Source organism: Halomonas sp. YLB-10, assembly GCF_003856855.1.
GTDB classification, from domain to species: Bacteria; Pseudomonadota; Gammaproteobacteria; order Pseudomonadales; family Halomonadaceae; genus Halomonas; species Halomonas litopenaei.
The window spans coordinates 167571-185424 of record NZ_RRCU01000002.1 but is presented as its reverse complement, the minus strand read 5'-3'; the positions used below and the strand labels follow the sequence as shown (position 1 = coordinate 185424).

Here is a 17854-nt window from a genome sequence, read left to right as displayed (position 1 = left end):
TGCGGGTACGCCTGCGGTACACCCAGCCGCCAAAACCGGTTCTCGAGGCGCCAGAGCGATGATGCTATAAGGGCTGTAAGGCGAGAAAGCTCCAGGAAGAGCACAGCCGAAGCGCCTCGAAAGCCGCCATACTGACCAGTGGCAAGCGTCCACCCGAAACCCGCTAGCCTACGGCCGCAGCTTTCGCTATCATACGCCCGCGCTGATAAGGGCCTATAGCTCAGTTGGTTAGAGCAGGGGACTCATAATCCCTTGGTCGTAGGTTCAAGTCCTACTGGGCCCACCATCGCCCCTTCCTGCCTGTTGGTTGTCCTGTCTGGGATTGACGTTGCTCTTGGACCACGGGAATTCCCGATGCTTGGCTATCCACGAACATCGTTCCAGCACCACTTGATCTTGCCCAACAAAAGTGGACACCTGTCTATGCGATCATTCGAGCTTCGAAGGCTGCTGGGCTGATCATCCCAATGGCGCTGCGGCAACGCTGCCGATTGTAGTCCAGTTCAATTCAATGTATTCGAAGACCTGCCTTTGTATCGCATCCTTGGTCGCGAAGCGCTCACCGTGGATAGCCTCGACTTTGAGACTGTGAAAGGAGCTTTCAGTAGCAATTGCCGTTGGCGCTCATGCTGCATAAGAGCTTGCGTCGCTTGATAAGCCTTTGATAGTCCACCGAACGATACTGACTTCCGCGATCTGAATGGGTTATCACCTTTTTCGGGTAACCGCGCCATGAGAGCGCCATCTCTAACGCCTCACAGACGAGATCTGCTTTCCTCCGACTGCTCGTCGTCCAGCCAATATTTCGTCGAGAAAACAAATCGATAACGACGGTATAACCAGCCTTGGTCTGTGCCCAGATATGTGATGTCGCTCACCCTCTTTTGGTACGGCCCTTTGGCGTCGAAGTCCTGATCCAAAAGATTCGGCACCACCGGCAAGGAGTGTTTCGAGTGGGTGGTTGCCTTGAATTTGCGCGCCGCCTTGGCGCGCAGGCCTTGCCGCCGGAGACTGGCCGCGACCGTGTTGCGACAGACCGCCAACCCATCCTTCTTCAAGTCGAGAACCAACTTGGGGGCGCCTGAACGCCCTTTGCGATGGTGGGAGGCCTCTGCCACGCGCTGGGCCGTCTCGGCCTGCTGACGTCGCCGTAGAGACGCCTCATCGACACGTTTGCGCCAAGCGTAGTAGCCACTGCGGGCGAGGCAAAGAAACGCGCACATCCGCCGGATGCGGTAGGCCTTATGGTGTTGCTGGATGACGGCGTACTTCACTTCAGGTTTTTTGCGAAGTACACAGCTGCCTTGATGGCCTGCGATAGCTCCCCTTTTTCGTCTCGCAACATAATCTGCTTCTCGATGCTTAAGTAGTAGATCTCGCTGGGCTCTATTTAGCTAAGACAACAGACGACAAAGAAGTATTTATCTAAAACTTAAGCGGGCTTCAAGGAAACTGCACCAACTTTGAGACCTGTTGCATGAGAAGAAAAGTCCAACGGAGCGTCCGCTACGAGCTAGGAAGACGGCACGTCTCCCTAGACAATAACCCCTCAGTGGCACATTTCCAGCGGCGAGCACGAAGTATAGTGGTGACCATAGGAAGTGGGCCATTAACCGAGATGAGTATTAACCCGATTTTCGCAGAGCTGCGCTATAAGCTGTTGAAGATAAAGGAGTAAATTTCTATGGCTACACTTTTGTCGTAGTGTTCTCGTGATGAAGAAAATGTGCTATTGTGACAAGAGAGCGGGGATAAGCATTAATCAACAATGTGATGGAGCAGTAGATTGCCAGAGAACAAGAACCATCATGTGTACCGAATGGCTCGGTTTCTGCCGTTTGATCCCTCACATGACCAAATTTATGAAGAATATCAAGAGGTCAAAGACTCTCTTAATCTAGATACTGTCGCTTTCGACTATGTTTTGGCTGCAGCAAGTTCCCAAGCACGTGTGATTGTCCTGACCGGCGACGCAGGCCACGGGAAAACGCATTTATGTCGTAGAGTAATCGAGAGCTTGCTTGGCTATAATGAGGCGGAAGCGAGAAATCTAATAAACAGCGCTTGTGATGGCAGGCAGATAATTACGCCGAAGAAGGAAAGTTCATCCGTGAGCGCTCTGCGTATTTTTAAAGACTTTTCAGAGTTTTCTCCCGAGATCGCTGCTAAGTTAGTTGAGGAGTCAGATAGTGGCGATGCAGTTACTTTAATCTGTGCAAACGAGGGTCGCCTTCGCGCTGTTCTGGCATCGGACAATGCTGGTTCGTATTGTACTAAGATTCTGAGGTGCTTCGAATCGTCTTTCGAGCACGGAAAGGCCAGTATTGATGGACGCATTCACGTTGTGAATCTTAATCATCAATCCACCGCGGCCGGTGCCGATGGCCAGTCTCTCGGAGACCGAGCACTTCGGGATTGGACATCGGGCATCAGGTGGAGAAGCTGCAATGATTGTGACTCACGGGCAGCGTGTCCGATACATCGAAACCGAGACATGCTCTCAGAACGTGCCGAACTAGAAGTGGCTTCAGTAAGGAAGGAAAAACTTCGTCTACTTTTTGCGACGCTTGAGCGGATAGGTTATGTAATAACTATTCGAGATATGCTGATGACTTTCGCCTATCTGTTGACGGGCGGCCTTAAATGTGAAGACGTTCATAGGATGAAGCATCACCGGAGAAAAGGTTGGCAGCAGGCATACGCATTTTACAATTTAGCCTTTATAGCCCCGGATACGCTGTCGAAGGAGCAGCTTAAGCGTCTGCCGTTGATGCAGCAACTTCCAAAACTCGACCCAGGGCGTCGTGCGATACGAGATATAGATGAGCGCATAGTAAATCAGCAAGATATGTTTGATCAGGGTCAAATGGACTTGCAGTTTAGTGCTCCATATCCGGATGAAAATGTCATCGATGCGGCTGATGGTATCGACGAGATCACAGGTGATCCCCGCAACAGGAAACAGCGGACACACGAAGCGGAAAATGTCATTCGCGTGGTAAGAGCACTCAGGCGCCGTGCTTATTTTGATGGTGTAAGCAAAAAATCTATAGATATGATTCACCTAGGCTTTCCCTATGGGGCTGAGTTTCTAAATATTGCTAATAGTAAAATTGACGTCCCTGAAAAAATGCTTTTGAAAAAGCGAGTGATCGCTGGGCTACACCATATACAAGGCTTACAATTTTCGGAGCAGACGCCAACACTCCACCTCGTTGACCCTGCTTTTGGCCGGTCGCTGTCAGGGACTGCGATACTAGCGGCCCGAATCAGGCCCGCCAACGTCGATCTTCTTAGGCTTTCGGAAAAGTGGGGAACGAGCGACGAGGTACCTCATCATGTAAAAGGTAGCGTCGACTGGATCGATCGCCATGTGGTATTACGAGTCGTTGATCCGAAGGGTGTACCTCACGACCTTCTTCTCGACCTAATGACATTTGATTGCATTCTTAGAGCTGCGGCAGGACACGTACCCACGAAGTTCTACGAACACGATATACGGCGTGTTGCAAGCTTTCTCGGAAGCATTGCTCAGTCTGCACATTCCTGCTCTGATCAGATAAACCTGATAAGAAATGGCCGATCTCAGACCATATCGATTGATGGTAGCACTATCCAAGTCGGTACCGGCGCCTAAGCGAGCGATAAAAAATATGCTGAATGAGGCAGAAAAAGCTGTACGTAAGGGACCAGAAGTTTCGCGCGAACTATTCGGAGGCGTCTTAGACTTCGATGCCGCTGGACATTATCCGGGGCTCGAACTTTTGAATTTTGTCTACTGCAATGACGGCGAGGATCCTCTTCCGGTCGGCAATGATTTGAAAATTTGGCGTCGATCACATGATTTAGGAAGAAAAATTGTATGGGATGGCAGCTTCCAAAATGACGAGAGGCGACACAGTGTGTTTCTCGATGACCCTTCAGCAGAAGAGACTTTACGAGAACTCCTTCGCTGCCTGCAGCTTGAAATCCCTAGCGGGACAAAAGAGCCTAAATGGACCAGAGCACACTTCTTCCCTTATACCCCTTCGCTCATTCACTGGGACGCCCGGGAGCGAAAAGAGAATATTCACCTCGAGCGACTTTACCTTCGCGGAGGTGGTGCTCTTGCTTTCAAGATTTTGAGGACAGATCACGATCTAGCACGTGTCCAGCGCATAAGAGAAGGTTTCGACGAGCTCTATTCAGCGAGCGCATCTAGCCAGCTTGAAATGCTGGCAAAGTTTCTTGACGAACAGAGTGAAAAAGACGAAAAACCCGTCGAAGATAATATTGAAAAAGCTACAAGGTCTAATATCGATGGTTTTGAAGATACTTACCGTGATGGGATGCTTAATATTTTGGAACAGAGAGAGGCGACTTCTGTAGCTAAGATACGAGCAATCATGGGGTGGACCGCGCTTTGGCTTGTTCTTATGCAAAATAGGCGCTCAAGGTACAGCCTTGGCCTCGAGATAGGTCCAATCATCTGCGACTGCGGAGCGGGCAGCCCCCAGCTACGGAGAGTATCGCAGCGCTGCCTTCAAGAGATTCTAGGAAATATTGTCAAAGCGGTAGTAAAGGCAGAGCCGAATATACCAACTGCACAGAGAAATAAAATACGAAGTTTTTTTTGGGCCACGGCTGCAGCGAATGGATTCCTTAATGCATGGAGAGGACGAAAGCATTTCGTTCTTTCTGTCGATACTTTAGAGATGATTGTGCTTGCAACAATTCCAGCAGGGTCGGAGATGCCGTACGAAAGATTCGTTACAGACGTATTATATGGACAGCTCGGCATTGCGGTAGGTCGTGGTGCAGCGGAAGCTTCTGGTCTTGTTAGTTCAATCGACGCCAGCGTTTTTGAAGAAAATGAGGCACAGCTAGCGCTCCAAATGATTGCGGCGGGACTGGTTACCCAGTATTCAGATGCTACACGTATGGTTAGTCAAAGAACAGCTTCGTAAGCGGATCCTGAAATGATAGAAATTGAAAAAATTATCGCCGGCACTGCTTTTGAGATCGTTGCACGTAGCTTCTCTTCTGATGAAGCCTCTAGTCGAAAGTCCTTCAGGTTGAAGAATCTTACGAAAAATGAAGCGCTGGAGTTTTTGGACGTCTGGCAGCGTCGTAGTCCCGAGAGTAGCTTAAGGCAGGTCAGGCTATTGATTGCCAGTGACTCTCACGAGGACTTTCCGCCAGATTTTAGAGCAAACCCTGCTCATTCAATCACATACTACCGTAACAATAATGAATGCGGCCTTGTCTATATTGAGACAAAGGTGGAGAGCGATGAACAGGGGCTAAAAAATCTTTTTACTCTAAGGGATGTGAATTTTCTTGATGGCACATTTGATGAGAATGGAGAGTTCTCGGTGCCCCAAGAAATGGTCAAGCAGGCACTCTATTATTCCGAATCTCCAAGCCCTAAAGGCAGCGAGCTATTACGCGAGAGACTCGTAGAAATTCTTCGTGAGCTTAAGAAGGCAGGCATAACCGTTCCTGTGCGAAAGTTTGCAGGCTTCGTTCTAGCTGCAGCTAGTGAATCGGTTTCAGGCGCGGATGTCTATTCACCAGAAGAAATGAATGCGTTGGTTGGTAGATGTCTCGTGCATCTAGATATGTTTCCCGACGAGGAATGGCGGCATAACCCTGGAAATATTTCACGCCGTCTTTCATTAAATCTATGGAGGTCAGAACTGGCTGCCTCACCTTCTTCTGATCTTGATACGGAAAAAGTCGCGCAAGAATGCCTTCAAAGAAAATTTGTGGACGAAAGCGGAGTCCAATACCAGAACAAAACACAAGCATTCTGGCGTAAAAGCTGTTCTGATTACTGCCTTAGCCCAACCCGCAAAAAACGGGAAAAAATTCCATATAGGATCTTCGAACAAGTTTTCAATAAGGACGTAAAGGGCCTCCCTCTTGGTAAGATAGTAGCTGAAGAAATTAGCGAGAACGCTTCCGGTAGAAAGTTGGAATTCGACGAGCTGAACGTTGAAGCTGGATTAAACAACCGTTCATCAGACGAGGCACGACGATTTCTTGAAAGCGAGCCTACGAATTTTAGTGAGATTCGACTGAAGGATCTTCTTTCGAAGGCGACCCTTAAAAGAGTTGAGAAACTAGCATCGCCCGTCATCGAGAGGATTCAGAATCCACTTATAAAACTAGCTCAAGTGGCTATGAGTTTTCGTGAGCGAATCGATTTAGACGAAAACGATTTCAGCATAAAGCTTCGTGTTGGCGTTAGCGAACATGATCAGTATGCACCGACCTTAGGTCTTTTTGCGTTTCTTTACGGAAGATCACTCGTTGAAGTTTGTAGCTCGTTGGCAGATGGTCTAGGTGCGCTATCTCTAAAGGTTGATGAACGTCTCACAACCCAATCGCCGCCACCACTCCTCAAGAAGGAGATAGGCCCCGAGCTGGAGAGAGCTAACTCAGAATCATCAGAAGAAAATGAGGGGACTTATTGGCCGCCCATTCCACTTGATTTCGTTCTCGTAAAAGCCAATTCTGACGAAGAAATTGACAGCGAGTCGGCCTATGAGTGGCTTCCGGAAGATTTGCCTTATCTTGTAATGTTTTGGATATCGGTATGTGGAGAGGACAGGTGCGATATAGCGTCGGAACTTCACGCTCCTTCAAGCTTGGCTGGCGAAGCGTGGATAAAGGAAGTGATGCATCGACTTCGACCTCTAGACAACGGGATGGCAAGACCAATAGAAGAATACATTTTAAAAAACCCGGTAATGGATCGTCTGGTGGAGCTGCGTACTAGGTTCCGGTCTCAAGCTGAAAAGGACGGAATTTCGTCGGGATTAGCAAATGATGTGTTTGATAGTTGGGCCACGCTTCTTTCTGACGCACGTAAGTCATATGTGCCAGATGGGGATATTCCTCATGGAATGATCGAATTTCTTCACGCTGACTGTATTAAAGATTTTGACGGTGACAGCTTGTTAATGCTGCAGTCACATCCGTTAAAACTTAGGTGGATTTCGGCATATCTCAACAAATCAGCTCAGCTTGCTTGTGATGCGATGGAGGGGAATTTAAAGCTGAACTCGTACAATGAGCTTTTGTACCTAGACTGGATACAAGGCCTTTCACCATATCAACAACCAACGATTCACACTGTTTCAGAGGGCGATATCCTCTTTGCAGCCGGGGAAAGAGGCTGGACCGAGAAGTTTGAGAGGGCGGCCTTAGCCGGCGGCACAGCATCTGCAGACGGAATTCACCTCAGCCTAGTAGGTGAAATAATTCGTCAGATAACATCCTACCTCTATGCTCATCCATATAAAGCCGACGGCCTAACAATTCTTGTTGTTACCAGCGGTGCGAGCTCTCTCCCCGCAGATATAGTTCAAGGTGTTCGTAGAGGTGAGTTCAAGCATCTAAAAATGACTATTGAGCTCGTCGCTCCCAAGGATTGCTGGGATGAGGCTGCGCGCCAATTTGAACTGGTGGACACGGACAATCGCCTTGCAGGCGAAGGAGCGCTTTTTCCCCCTGTGCAGTTGAATATGCATGCTCTTGAAGAGGTCAAAAAGAATGCCGACGCGGCATTGGGGGAGATGGTCTGCGATCTTGCAATTGTACCTCAACTCTTGGATGAAAATGTCAGCTCGGATGCTAAGACTGAAAGCGAGGCGACGTCTATGGGGAAGTTTAATCCTCTTCTAGATGACCCAACTTATATCGCCTCGGGCGCTGGATCCTCAGCTTTGTGGGTTTCTCTGAGGCCAAAGATGCCGGATTGTTCACTTTCCGACTGGTCGACACTTGTTGTCAGACACGAACGGAGAAACCCGGTTGCGGCGGACCGCCCTGAAGCAACAGACTTTATCGATATTAGAATAAACTTCCATAATACTGCACGCTTCTTCGGAGCACTTCATAAACGCTCCCATTGGGTTGTCATTGTCGAACGACATATCACAAGAGAGCAAATTGAAAAGCTAGAAACGCGACCAGAGGTTCTTTCTTTACGTGACGGGGTTGGTCCTGGTGGCTTGTTTACTCTCATTGTATCATCCAATACTGGAAAAAAATTTGTTATCGACCGTTTGACTAGGAAACTAAAGAGAATTGCGATGTTGATCGGCCGGGATGAGATGGCCGAATTTCAGGCATGCCAACTAGCTAAAAGAATCTACGAAGAAACTAGGCAAATTTCTCCTAGGCTGACTCTCGATGCGCTGGGGATATCGCGCGTTACAGAGGAAATCTTAGGTTTGAGCGTAGCGAGGCAAATTGCCGATCTGAAATTTCCGGTTTCCATTAACGAGGGATTTGTCGCTTGGATATCGCTTGACGAGCATCCTGAGTTTTTTGCTTCGGCAAATTCGATGCGTGCTGATATGATAAGGTTATCAGCAAGCCTTGGTGATGATGGTCTTTCCGTTGAACTGCTGGTGCTTGAAAGCAAGCTGAGGCGTTTGGGATATGATGCGCACGGGGCGGAGCAGGTTCGTAGAACCTTGGAAATGTTCGATGCCATCCTTCCGCAAGATAGTAAGCTTGATCCGATGGATGGTGAGCTCTGGAGAGAGACCATTCTCTCTGCAGTAGATACTATTAGTGAAGAAGCAGTTTTTATTCCGCCTGAGGGGAAAAATGCTCAATCATTATATCGATCCAGAGTTTCCGAAGATATAAGAAGTCGTTTTCGCGAGGGCAAGTTTTTTTCGGTTAAGATTGCTGGGCTATACTCAATATGTGAATATTCACACCCCAGAGATATCGTAGAAGAAAAGTACGAGGCAGACTCTCGCGTTACAATAGTTCAGACAGGGGGAAGCGCGTTGCTCAAGAAGGCAGCTGACCCTCATGACCTGAAACTGTGGAGTGATCAAAGTTATTCTAATTTTAGGGGAAATGAAGAAAATAGTCTGCTGAATTCGCCTAAGGTGGATAATGCAGAATGTTTTCTAGTTGACGTTCGTACGTCGCCTAGGCCTCTTGATCAAGAATATTCACTCCAAGCAGAACTCGGGGCGGAACAAAACGAGAACGGAAAGGAAGAAATATATATTGGTGACAGTCGAGGCCTCCTCGGAAAGGCAGAGCTAGATCACAGATATCAAATAATATTGGATACGTTCGGACAGTACGGCATAAATGTCAGCAAGACTGCGCCGGGCGTTGAGCACGCTATTGAGGGACCTGCATCAATCCTTTATAGGGTTCGTCCAGGCAAGGGGGTCCCACCCAGCAAACTGTCTGCTCAGCATGATGCGTTAAAGCTAGCTTTGGAGTTGGAAGCCGTTCAGGACATACGCTTCGATATCGACAAGGGATACGTAACAATCGATGTGCCAAAACTGGATGAGGACCGGTACTTTGTGTCAACTTCACAGCTTTGGTTCCATTGGAAGCGCCCTGATTTCGGTCTGAGGGTACCCTTGGGTGAGGACCGCTTCGGAAACGTTGTCGAAATTGATTTCACGTCATCTAACTCACCACACCTTTTGATCGGAGGGACCACTGGTAGCGGGAAGTCGGAGGCTCTAAATACGATTCTGGCCGGTATTACTGAGCACTACTTACCTACAGAGGTACGGCTGCATCTAATCGATCCCAAAGGGACAGAGTTAGATCATCTATCGCAGTCTAAACATCTTGAAGGTGAAATTGGCTGGGACGAGGAAGATGCAATCGATATACTTTCTCGGGCTGTAGAGGAAATGCAGCTCCGCTATTCTAAGTTTAAAAGTGTTAAAGTTCGCACGCTCGAAGATTATAACGACCAAGCATCCGAGAGTGAGAAAGCACCAAGGTGGGTAATTGTTCTGGATGAGTATGCGGACCTGACATCAGAACCAGAATCAAAAAAGACAATAGAAGGGCACCTGAAGCGCCTTGCTCAAAAGGCTCGTGCGGCAGGAATACATGTCATAATCGCTACTCAGAAGCCAGATGCGTCGGTAATCAGCACTAACCTAAGGTCAAACCTCCCGTCGCAGCTTGCTCTACGCGTCAAGAGTTCAACTGAAAGCCGGGTCATTATGGATGATCCGGGGGCAGAAGCTCTAACGGGGAAGGGCGATGCTTTTTTTAAGGAAAGCGGCGTTTTAACACGTATTCAATGCGCAAAAATTGGATGAGAAGGTTTTAGCTGCTGTATGAGCTATCTTGGGATATTTGATGTTCTCCAAGATAGCTCCTGAATATAGCTGTCGACGGAGGCTTAAGTAGGTGAGGGCTCTTTTATTCGTGTTTCCTTCTTTTTGTCCAGTACCTCTTGGACCTTGATAGCGATGCGTCTCGCGAGAAGCGGGGGGACTGCATTGCCGACCTGGGTATACTGTTCTGTTCTGTTCCCCTCGAAGTAGTAATCATCGGGAAAAGTCTGTAGTCGTGCTGCCTCTCGCACGGTAAGACTTCTGCACTGTTCGGGGTCGTAGTGGATGAAATAGTGGCCATCCTTGGAAATGTGGCTCGTTATTGTCTTGGAAGGGTGATCCTTGAGCACAACCTTGAACCTGTCGGCAAATTTTCCGGACTTCCAGTTGGCGTGCATGGGAGCTAGGTAGTCGAGATAGATCTCCTTTGTACCGGTCGGTGAATAGCCCATAACCTTGGAAAAGGTTGCACAATATAGGTATCTTGCCAGATCCTCTTCCATGTGACTTCTGGCTTCGTGATTATACCACAGGCCTTTGGAGTTCGGGTTGATAGCACCGTGGTACCACTTCTCGAGTTCTGTTGTGGGGCCGACTGGCCTAGATACCGCTATGGGTTCGTGGTGTCTTTTTAGCCCTTCTCGTGGAGTTTGAGCGATGATACGAAGTTCTGCGGCTATTCTCTCTCTATCGGTAGTGGTGAGGTACTCGCTTGGGTGGCAAAGCAGTTCATTCGCGACTTTCGTGGCTACCCGCTTGATTGCTGCGTACCATGTTTGATCTGAATCCTGTCGGCTCAACCCGCTACGAAGCGGCGGCAGTTCGGCGAGGACTTGTTCGACAGCAAGCTTCTCATCGTCACCCGTTGTCGGCATCCGTAGGTTCGTGGCGATGGTCGGAGCACCAGCACAGCGGACAATGTCGTTTCGAACACCAACCAAGATGACGCGATGACGCGCCTGAGGTATACCGTGTTCTTCGGCTTTGATTACAAAAGAATTGTACTCTCCTTCCTCAAGCGGAGATGGTGTGTCGAAGAGCCCTGTCGTTCGCGGGAAGTAAACGCGATCGTCTTCGAGAGAAAAAATCGTATAGCCTTCCATGCTCCCAGTGAGGCACTTTGGCGCTTCGTGCCCAGTAGCCTTAGTTGGATCATGCAAATCTTCCAGTATCTGACCGAATATCCTTTTTTGCCCGATCCGTGATGTCAGCATCCCCCTGACGTTCTCCATGACAAAGGCAGCGGGTCGGAACTTGGCTATGACGTCAAGATACTCTCGGTACAGGAAGTGACGCTTGTCTTCTTCCGGACGATAGTGCTTGTTACCGCGGTTTCGGACGCGACCAACCACCGAGTAGGCTTGACAGGGAGGTCCGCCGATCAGTACCCAGTCCTCACAGCCCGCCAGCTCGCGCCTGAGACGCTCCTCGAGGCATCTGTTCCCTGCTTCGCTTCCCAGCTCAATACAAAGCGCTTCTTCGCTAGCCAGCTTCCAGAGGTGCTGCACGTCTGTGCGCTTTGACGGGTGCTCGCCTCCTTGGAGATAGTCATAGTACGCTGACATACTCATGCCGCTGTCATGTAGTAGTCTGTAGAATGCACGCAGTGTCAGGGTGCGGTGAGCGGCGGGGTCTTTTTCTACGGAAACGAGCGTCTTGAATTGACGACTGCCGTCGGGCCTACGTATTGAGCTGAAGCCTTCGCCAAGGCCGCCTGGCCCGGCAAAGAGATCAACTAGGTGAATCGACTTAGTCATCAATGGAAACCTGCAATTCGTTCATGAAAAGTTGGGGCTAACAGTATGCCCGATGTTGTCGATAGTGCGACTCGGTCGCGGATGATGCGATCAATCAAGGGTCGTGATACGCATCCAGAAGTAACCTTGCGCAAGTACCTGCATGCCCAGGGGTATCGGTTCAGGCTTCACCGCAAGGATCTACCGGGCTCTCCCGATCTTGTCCTTCATCGATACCACTTGGCCATTTTCGTGCATGGCTGTTACTGGCACAGGCATGCCGATTGCTTCTATGCCTCGGTACCTGGTACAAGGACATCATTCTGGGAGGCCAAGTTCGAGGAAAATGTTCGACGTGATCGACGTGCATGCAGCCAACTGAAGCAGCTGGGATGGCGTGTGCTCGTGGTTTGGGAATGCGGTTTTAAGCATTTTCATGAGCGGTTGTCCGAAATTCCGAAAATGATCCAAGCTGAAAAGCTGTATCAAGAGTGGCCATCCCGACCGCCAAGACTTCGTCCTGTCTAGCTTATCAAGCCGAATGTCTTGGGGCCTTGTGTTCTTACGGCTTCTTGCCGGCTTATGATACCAGGTTATCCATCTGAAGGTAGGATTTCCAGGTCTGTAGTTGGCATCATCAAGATGACTGAATCGCGCGGGCTTCGTGGACACCCCCAGCCTTATACTTCAGGCACAAAGGAGGCTCCGTGAGCCGTCAGCGAGTTCAGCGAGATGGCGATCACCGAGGCCGAGCACTGGGTCGAGCTGGCGGACTTCATGAGTGCGAGCCCCGACCTGTTCGTCAGCCGGGTGGTGGGGGAGTCGATGAACCGGCGCATCCCCAACGGCGCCTGGCGGCTGTTCCATGCCAATCCTGGTGGCACACGACAAGGCAAGGTCGTTGTGGTGCAGCATCGCGCCACTGAAGTGACCCCCTCCATAGCTGCACAGGGTATAGTGCAGTCATCAGGAGGACAGGATGAGCGACGACAACTCCATCAAACGATGGACCGCGAAGCGCAAGGCTGCCGTGGTCATGGACATCTTCAAGGGCAAGACCACGACGGCTGAAGTGGCTCGCCAGTACGATCTCACTGTCTCTGAGATCGAGGGCTGGGTCGATGAGGCCCAGCGCAGCATGGAAAACGGGTTCAAGGCCCGCCCCAAGGACATCCGTGAGCAGTATGAGTCCGAGCTCCGGGAGAGCAAGGAGGCATTGGGTGAGGCCCATCTGCAGATCTATGCGCTAAAAAAATTCAAGCGCCTGCTCGACGAGGACGAGAACTCGTAAGGTCGCTGCAGGCGCAACTGGCCGAGGAAGGCCATGTGGTATCGCTCGTCAAGCTCTGCCGCTGGCTGGGATTCCCCCGGCGCAGCCTGTATTACCGGCCCAAATCGCGGAAGCGTGCCATCAATGCCGACTTGGCGGTGCGGGTGTAACTGGCCCTGGAGAGGTTCCCCACCTATGGCTATCGCCGCCTGGCGTGCGTCTTAGGAGAGAACCGCAAGCCGATCCAGCGCATCCTGCAAATGAAAGGCTGGCAGGTACGCAAGCGGCCACAAGGCTTCCGACCGCGTGCCAGGAGCTTGCCGTCAGTCACGTCACGGCCTGATGAACGCTGGGCGACGGATCTCACGCACGTGTGGTGTGGAAAGGATCGGCGAGCCAGCCTGGCGGTGATCATCGACTGCTGCACAAGAGAGATCCTCGGCTGGCGACTATCGGACAATGGCAGCAGCAAGACCGCTGAGGCCGCTCTGGAGGAGGCGCTGATCTATCGACTGGGAGCGCTGGGGCGCGTTCAGCAACCGCTGGCACTACGCTCCGACAGTAATACTGAGAGATGCCAGATCTAATTGGATTAGACCGGTTCTTAGAAACCAAGCTAACCTTTGAAAGTCTGGTGTCGTTGAGACTCTGAGGTTGCCTGACTCACGCTCCGATAGACTGACATCCATGTCCTTCCGTTGACCCGTCGGCACCTCAGATTCTTCGACGACGAGGGTTCACCTCTCGTCGATGCCTGTGACCCAAGAAGGGCCTGACTCCCTGTCTCGTTACTGTCTTGTCCATGCTATCGATCATGGTGAAATGTCATTGCTACGATTGCCGATAGTGTGAGGGCGTGACAATGAACAAGAAGACATGTTTCGAAGAAGCCGTGGTCATTGGAGGTGTTGATACCCACAAGAATTTTCATGTGGCGGCTGTTGTCAATGAACAAGACCATGTCCTTGGGAGTGCCAGCTTTCCTTCGACAAGGCACGGCCACGCGTTGCTGCTGAATTGGATACGCTCCTTCGGCAATATTGATCGAGTGGGCGTGGAATGTACCGGCACATATGGCGCCGGACTGATGCGATACCTTCAGCAGGCAGGGGTTACCATTCTGGAGGTCACGAAGCCCGATAAGTTGTCACGCCATAAGAGAGGTAAGGATGACACGATCGATGCTGAGAACGCGGCGCATGCGGCCTATGCCGGTATCCGTACTGTCACACCCAAGACCCGCGACGGCATGGTTGAGGCCTTGCGAGTTCTCAAGGTGTGCCGCAAGACGGCGGTTGCGGCGCGCCGTGTGGCATTGCAGATGATACAGACGCAGATCGTATCAGCCCCCGACGCTCTTCGTGACCCACTACGCAAAATGACCCGAATGAAGCTCGTTCGCACCCTTGCTGATTGGCGCCCTGAACTCGATGGGTATCGCGATGTGACGACGGCTTATCGTATTGCATTAAAATCCCTGGCGAGGCGCTATCTGGAGCTGAGTGACGAGATTGCTGACCTGGATGTGATGATCGCGGCCATCATCGACGAACTGGCACCGGAGCTTATTTCTCGTACAGGTGTTGGGTATGAGTCGGCAGCTCAGCTTCTGATTACTGCCGGAGACAACCCGGAACGTCTCCACTCTGAGAGTAGCTTTTCCGCGTTGTGTGGTGTGAGCCAGATTCCCGCATCGTCGGGAATGCGGCAGCGCCATCGTCTCAACAGAGGTGGCGATAGAGCGGCCAATAGTGCCTTGCATATCATCGCAATTGGCAGGCTTAGGGTAGACCTAAAGACCCAGGAATATACGCAGCGGCGATTGACGGAAGGCCTGTCAAAGATGGAAATACTTCGCTGCCTGAAGCGATACATTGCGCGTGAGGTTTACTATATTCTGCGCAGGCGAGGCCGGGAAATCAGTCAAACACAAATTGCTTGAATTTGTTCCTTGACACTTAGAAGGGCGTCAACGGCCTGGTCTTCAGCAGCCGGCACTACACGGGCACGGTGAAGGCCTATGGTCTCACCCAGGAGTTCACGACGCCGTATACACCGGAACAGAACGGACTCGTGGAGCGCTTCTTCCGATCCTTGAAGGAGGAGTGCATCTGGCAGCATCGCTTCGAGTCGCTGGGCCAAGCCAGAATCGTGATCGAGCGCTGGATCCGGTACTACAACGAAGAGCGACCACATCAGTCTCTGGGCTATGTGGCACCCCGAGCACACCTCGCATTAACTGGATGAGGTGTGCAGAAACCAGGGGGTCATTACACCACTGAGGACCCGGACCACGGCGGCAGTGTCACGATCAAGCTGTGTCAGAGCGAGAAGGTCGGGGGACCTGGCGGTCATCGGCGAATTCCTCTCCACGCTGTGAGTGAGTGGACGGCTGAGTGGCCGCATATGCCAATGCTGGCTGGATAGCGAGTGACAGAGCAGGCATGCTCAGCGCTACCCGATACCGCAGAACCAGGTGAGTACCACATGTCAGACCCGTTCAAGCAGCTCCGCGACGCCATGGACCAGTTCGCCACCGAGCGCGACTGGGATCAGTTCCACTCACCCAAGAACCTGGCCATGGCGCTGACGGTGGAGGCAGCTGAGCTGCAGGAGTGCTTTCAGTGGCTGACCGAGGCGCAGTCCAGGGAGCTGGATGAGCAGCAACTGGCCGCCGTACGCGATGAAATCGCCGATGTTCAGCTCTACCTGATCCGGCTGGCAGGCAAGCTGGATGTGGATATCGAAGCGGCGTGCCGGACGAAGATGGAGAAGAATGCGGTGAAATATCCGGCCGAAAAAGCGAAGGGTAGTGCGAAAAAGTACACGCACTATCAGGATTGACGTGATGTGGCCGTTTCGTCTTCTGCAGCGGCCTTCTCAGCCTGGCCTCGTCTCTCAAGCTTCCTTCGACTGATTTTGGCCTCAAGCAGGGCCAGAGACTCAGCTTTCGGTTTAAATTATCTGCTAGAAGCGGTCTTTTATTCCGATTTCAGAGTGATAAATAAACCAGCGGCCACACAAGAGGCATTGCTGGAGGGGTGCCGTTCGGTGAGAACCAAGCGGGCGTTGCTGGTGTTGGCTCGCCACGCCGGGCATGCCTGGTACGCTCGCCTGGAGCCACGCCGACTGGACCTCGGCAAAGGCAAGCGCCAGCTCTGCCAGGGCAGCAAGTTGGACAGGGAATGCCACATCAGGTGACGGTGCCGGAGGCGTTCCTGCATGCCGATTGAAGCTCACTGCCACGAACAGGTCAGGCATCTGGTCTCGCTTCGCCAACGGCATGGTCGACCACATCGAACGCAATGGGTACGAAGCTTGAGAATCTCGCGCTTAGCCTCGCCCCGTTCATTGGCCTGTTGCTCGGCGTTGTCTGGTTTCACCGCCTTCACCCACTTGTACCGACTGTGAGCCGATACACGAGCCGTTCGGCCACATCGGCGCGGAGTAGCTACGATCCAGCACCTGACGAACCGCTTGGTCCTTGAATTCCGGGGTATATTTATGATTGCTCATGGAACTTGAGACCGCTCTTCCTCCTATGCTCGAATCATAGGCCAGAAGTGTCTTGAGGGCCCGGGGACGTCCAAGGGGCAACACTACCGTTTGGGAAAAATGTCTTCGCCGCACTCATCAATCACACTCTGCGGCCACGTTGGCAAGCGACAATAGCGACAGAAGAAGGAGTGGCCAACGACTTGTACGCTAAATGGAATCAGAAACAGGATTCGCACTATTGAATAGATGATATGCGCCGTCTTGCCCTCTGAGGGTTTGGACCGGGGCTGGAACCGGTGCGCGGCTTCGGAGAGAGTGGGTGTCAAATCCAGTGCCCCTTTGACCGGCTCTTCCGCTTCGGCACCCTCTTGCATGAAACGGCGTATATATTCGAACCTGGCCGTCAGGTCATCAATCATCGTTTGGCGAGCAGTGTCGCTATTTTTAGGCATATAGTGGTAGTCATCGAACGAGAAGCTGTCCCTGACACTGCCGTCCTGGTTAAAAAGGTAACCCTTTAGCTCGTAATAATATCCCTCAACACCCCCAGCCGAATAGGCAAGGCAGAAGGTGCACTCATTCCAGCGACACGTTCTGGTGTTAAAGTCGACGTCACTCACAAAATGAATGTTTTTAGAGCGTTGGTTGAATATTGTGTATTGAAGTCCTTGAGTCCTTAGCTCACTTTTCGCTGCAAATAGCAGGGGGGATGAAAACAACAAGCCAAGAGGGATCATAATGATGGAAATAAACACGTCTGCAAATCCGACGTCTCTTTCAAGCGTCCATGGCAATATTAGAGATATATATAGAAAAAATCCTAAAAGAACAATGCCGCCTATCGTGCCCCACGAAAGATATATTCCTCTCTCACGAAACCAGGACTCTGCCAATACGAGGCACCCTTTGTCTCTCACACATATAAAATCTGGTACTTTTATTATGTCCAAGCCTTTCTTTACGTAAAATATGTGATTTTGGGAAAAAGTGGAAAAACGCAGTCGGTTTTTGCTTAGCACGCCGACTTCTTCAAGTGCCTTTTTCTGAAAGTTATTCATTGCCAGATTTAGTACCTTTCCTAGTTGTCGGTTCCCGAATGATTGATTGCACACTTAGTGAATATTTCAGGGAAATTGCTCTACCAGTCTTTCATCGCAGAAATAGGGGCATGGTACATCAATGGATGGGTGAAGTTTCTGAGTGCAACACGCTACAACGTATGGGAAAAGCGATGCAAT

Annotated in this window: 13 protein-coding genes, 1 tRNA gene and 2 pseudogenes; 12 read left to right on the top strand and 4 right to left on the bottom strand. The window is 51.0% G+C overall.

Features of this window, described 5'->3' with window-relative positions:
• Positions 1 to 209: 209 nt before the first annotated feature.
• Positions 210 to 286 (top strand) — tRNA-Ile (locus tag EBB56_RS04790).
• A gap of 135 nt (positions 287 to 421) precedes the next feature.
• Here EBB56_RS04790 and EBB56_RS22120 read toward each other — a convergent pair.
• A pseudogene (locus EBB56_RS22120) lies at positions 422 to 1307 on the bottom strand (IS3 family transposase); the annotation flags it as partial.
• Between the two features lie 479 nt (positions 1308 to 1786).
• Between EBB56_RS22120 and EBB56_RS04770 the strand changes: the two are divergent.
• The 3 genes from EBB56_RS04770 to EBB56_RS04760 are packed head-to-tail and all read left to right on the top strand — an operon-like array spanning position 1787 to position 10094.
• Complete coding sequence (locus tag EBB56_RS04770) at positions 1787 to 3637, top strand: hypothetical protein (protein ID WP_124803148.1); 1851 nt, start codon at positions 1787 to 1789, stop codon at positions 3635 to 3637.
• A 16-nt stretch (positions 3638 to 3653) separates the two neighbouring features.
• Entirely contained in the window at positions 3654 to 4946 is a 1293-nt protein-coding gene (locus EBB56_RS04765) for a hypothetical protein (protein WP_124803146.1), read from the top strand.
• A gap of 12 nt (positions 4947 to 4958) precedes the next feature.
• Entirely contained in the window at positions 4959 to 10094 is a 5136-nt protein-coding gene (locus EBB56_RS04760) for a DNA translocase FtsK (protein WP_221621144.1), read from the top strand.
• 83 nt (positions 10095 to 10177) lie between these two features.
• Here EBB56_RS04760 and EBB56_RS04755 read toward each other — a convergent pair whose 3' ends face one another.
• On the bottom strand, positions 10178 to 11869 hold the full coding sequence (locus tag EBB56_RS04755) for a DNA cytosine methyltransferase (RefSeq protein WP_124803144.1): 1692 nt from the start codon (positions 11867 to 11869) through the stop codon (positions 10178 to 10180).
• A 45-nt stretch (positions 11870 to 11914) separates the two neighbouring features.
• Between EBB56_RS04755 and EBB56_RS04750 the strand changes: the two genes are divergently transcribed.
• The 8 genes from EBB56_RS04750 (at position 11915) to EBB56_RS22260 (ending at position 16319) form a co-directional block, all read left to right on the top strand.
• Positions 11915 to 12376, top strand: a complete 462-nt coding sequence (locus tag EBB56_RS04750) for a very short patch repair endonuclease (protein WP_124803142.1) — start codon at positions 11915 to 11917, stop codon at positions 12374 to 12376.
• A 204-nt stretch (positions 12377 to 12580) separates the two neighbouring features.
• A complete protein-coding gene (locus EBB56_RS21970) occupies positions 12581 to 12919 on the top strand; it encodes a S24 family peptidase (RefSeq protein ID WP_260425288.1) in 339 nt (112 codons plus the stop codon).
• On the top strand, positions 12828 to 13139 hold the full coding sequence (locus tag EBB56_RS04740) for a DUF1153 domain-containing protein (RefSeq protein WP_124803140.1): 312 nt from the start codon (positions 12828 to 12830) through the stop codon (positions 13137 to 13139). The genes EBB56_RS21970 and EBB56_RS04740 overlap by 92 nt, the downstream gene beginning before the upstream one ends.
• Before the next feature lie 239 nt (positions 13140 to 13378).
• On the top strand, positions 13379 to 13705 hold the full coding sequence (locus EBB56_RS21850; RefSeq protein WP_260425287.1) for a DDE-type integrase/transposase/recombinase: 327 nt from the start codon (positions 13379 to 13381) through the stop codon (positions 13703 to 13705).
• 275 nt (positions 13706 to 13980) lie between these two features.
• The gene (locus EBB56_RS04730; protein WP_124803138.1) at positions 13981 to 15060 is read left to right on the top strand and encodes an IS110 family transposase; all 1080 of its coding nucleotides are present in this window, start codon (positions 13981 to 13983) and stop codon (positions 15058 to 15060) included.
• A gap of 68 nt (positions 15061 to 15128) precedes the next feature.
• Positions 15129 to 15365 (top strand): integrase core domain-containing protein, encoded by a 237-nt coding sequence (locus tag EBB56_RS04725; protein WP_185696386.1) that lies wholly within the window; start codon positions 15129 to 15131, stop codon positions 15363 to 15365.
• A 240-nt stretch (positions 15366 to 15605) separates the two neighbouring features.
• Positions 15606 to 15962 (top strand): nucleotide pyrophosphohydrolase, encoded by a 357-nt coding sequence (locus EBB56_RS04720; protein ID WP_124803136.1) that lies wholly within the window; start codon positions 15606 to 15608, stop codon positions 15960 to 15962.
• A gap of 6 nt (positions 15963 to 15968) precedes the next feature.
• Positions 15969 to 16319 carry a type IV toxin-antitoxin system AbiEi family antitoxin domain-containing protein gene (locus EBB56_RS22260; protein WP_311767528.1) on the top strand — a complete coding sequence of 117 codons (351 nt, stop codon included), beginning with the start codon at positions 15969 to 15971 and terminating at the stop codon, positions 16317 to 16319.
• Positions 16320 to 16414: 95 nt separating this feature from the next.
• Here EBB56_RS22260 and EBB56_RS22110 read toward each other — a convergent pair.
• Both EBB56_RS22110 and EBB56_RS04705 read right to left on the bottom strand, forming a co-directional pair.
• Positions 16415 to 16634 (bottom strand): annotated as a pseudogene (locus EBB56_RS22110) (transposase); the annotation flags it as partial.
• Positions 16635 to 16717: 83 nt separating this feature from the next.
• Positions 16718 to 17674: a hypothetical protein gene (locus tag EBB56_RS04705; RefSeq protein ID WP_124803134.1), complete on the bottom strand. Its 957-nt coding sequence runs from the start codon at positions 17672 to 17674 to the stop codon at positions 16718 to 16720.
• Positions 17675 to 17854: the final 180 nt, after the last annotated feature.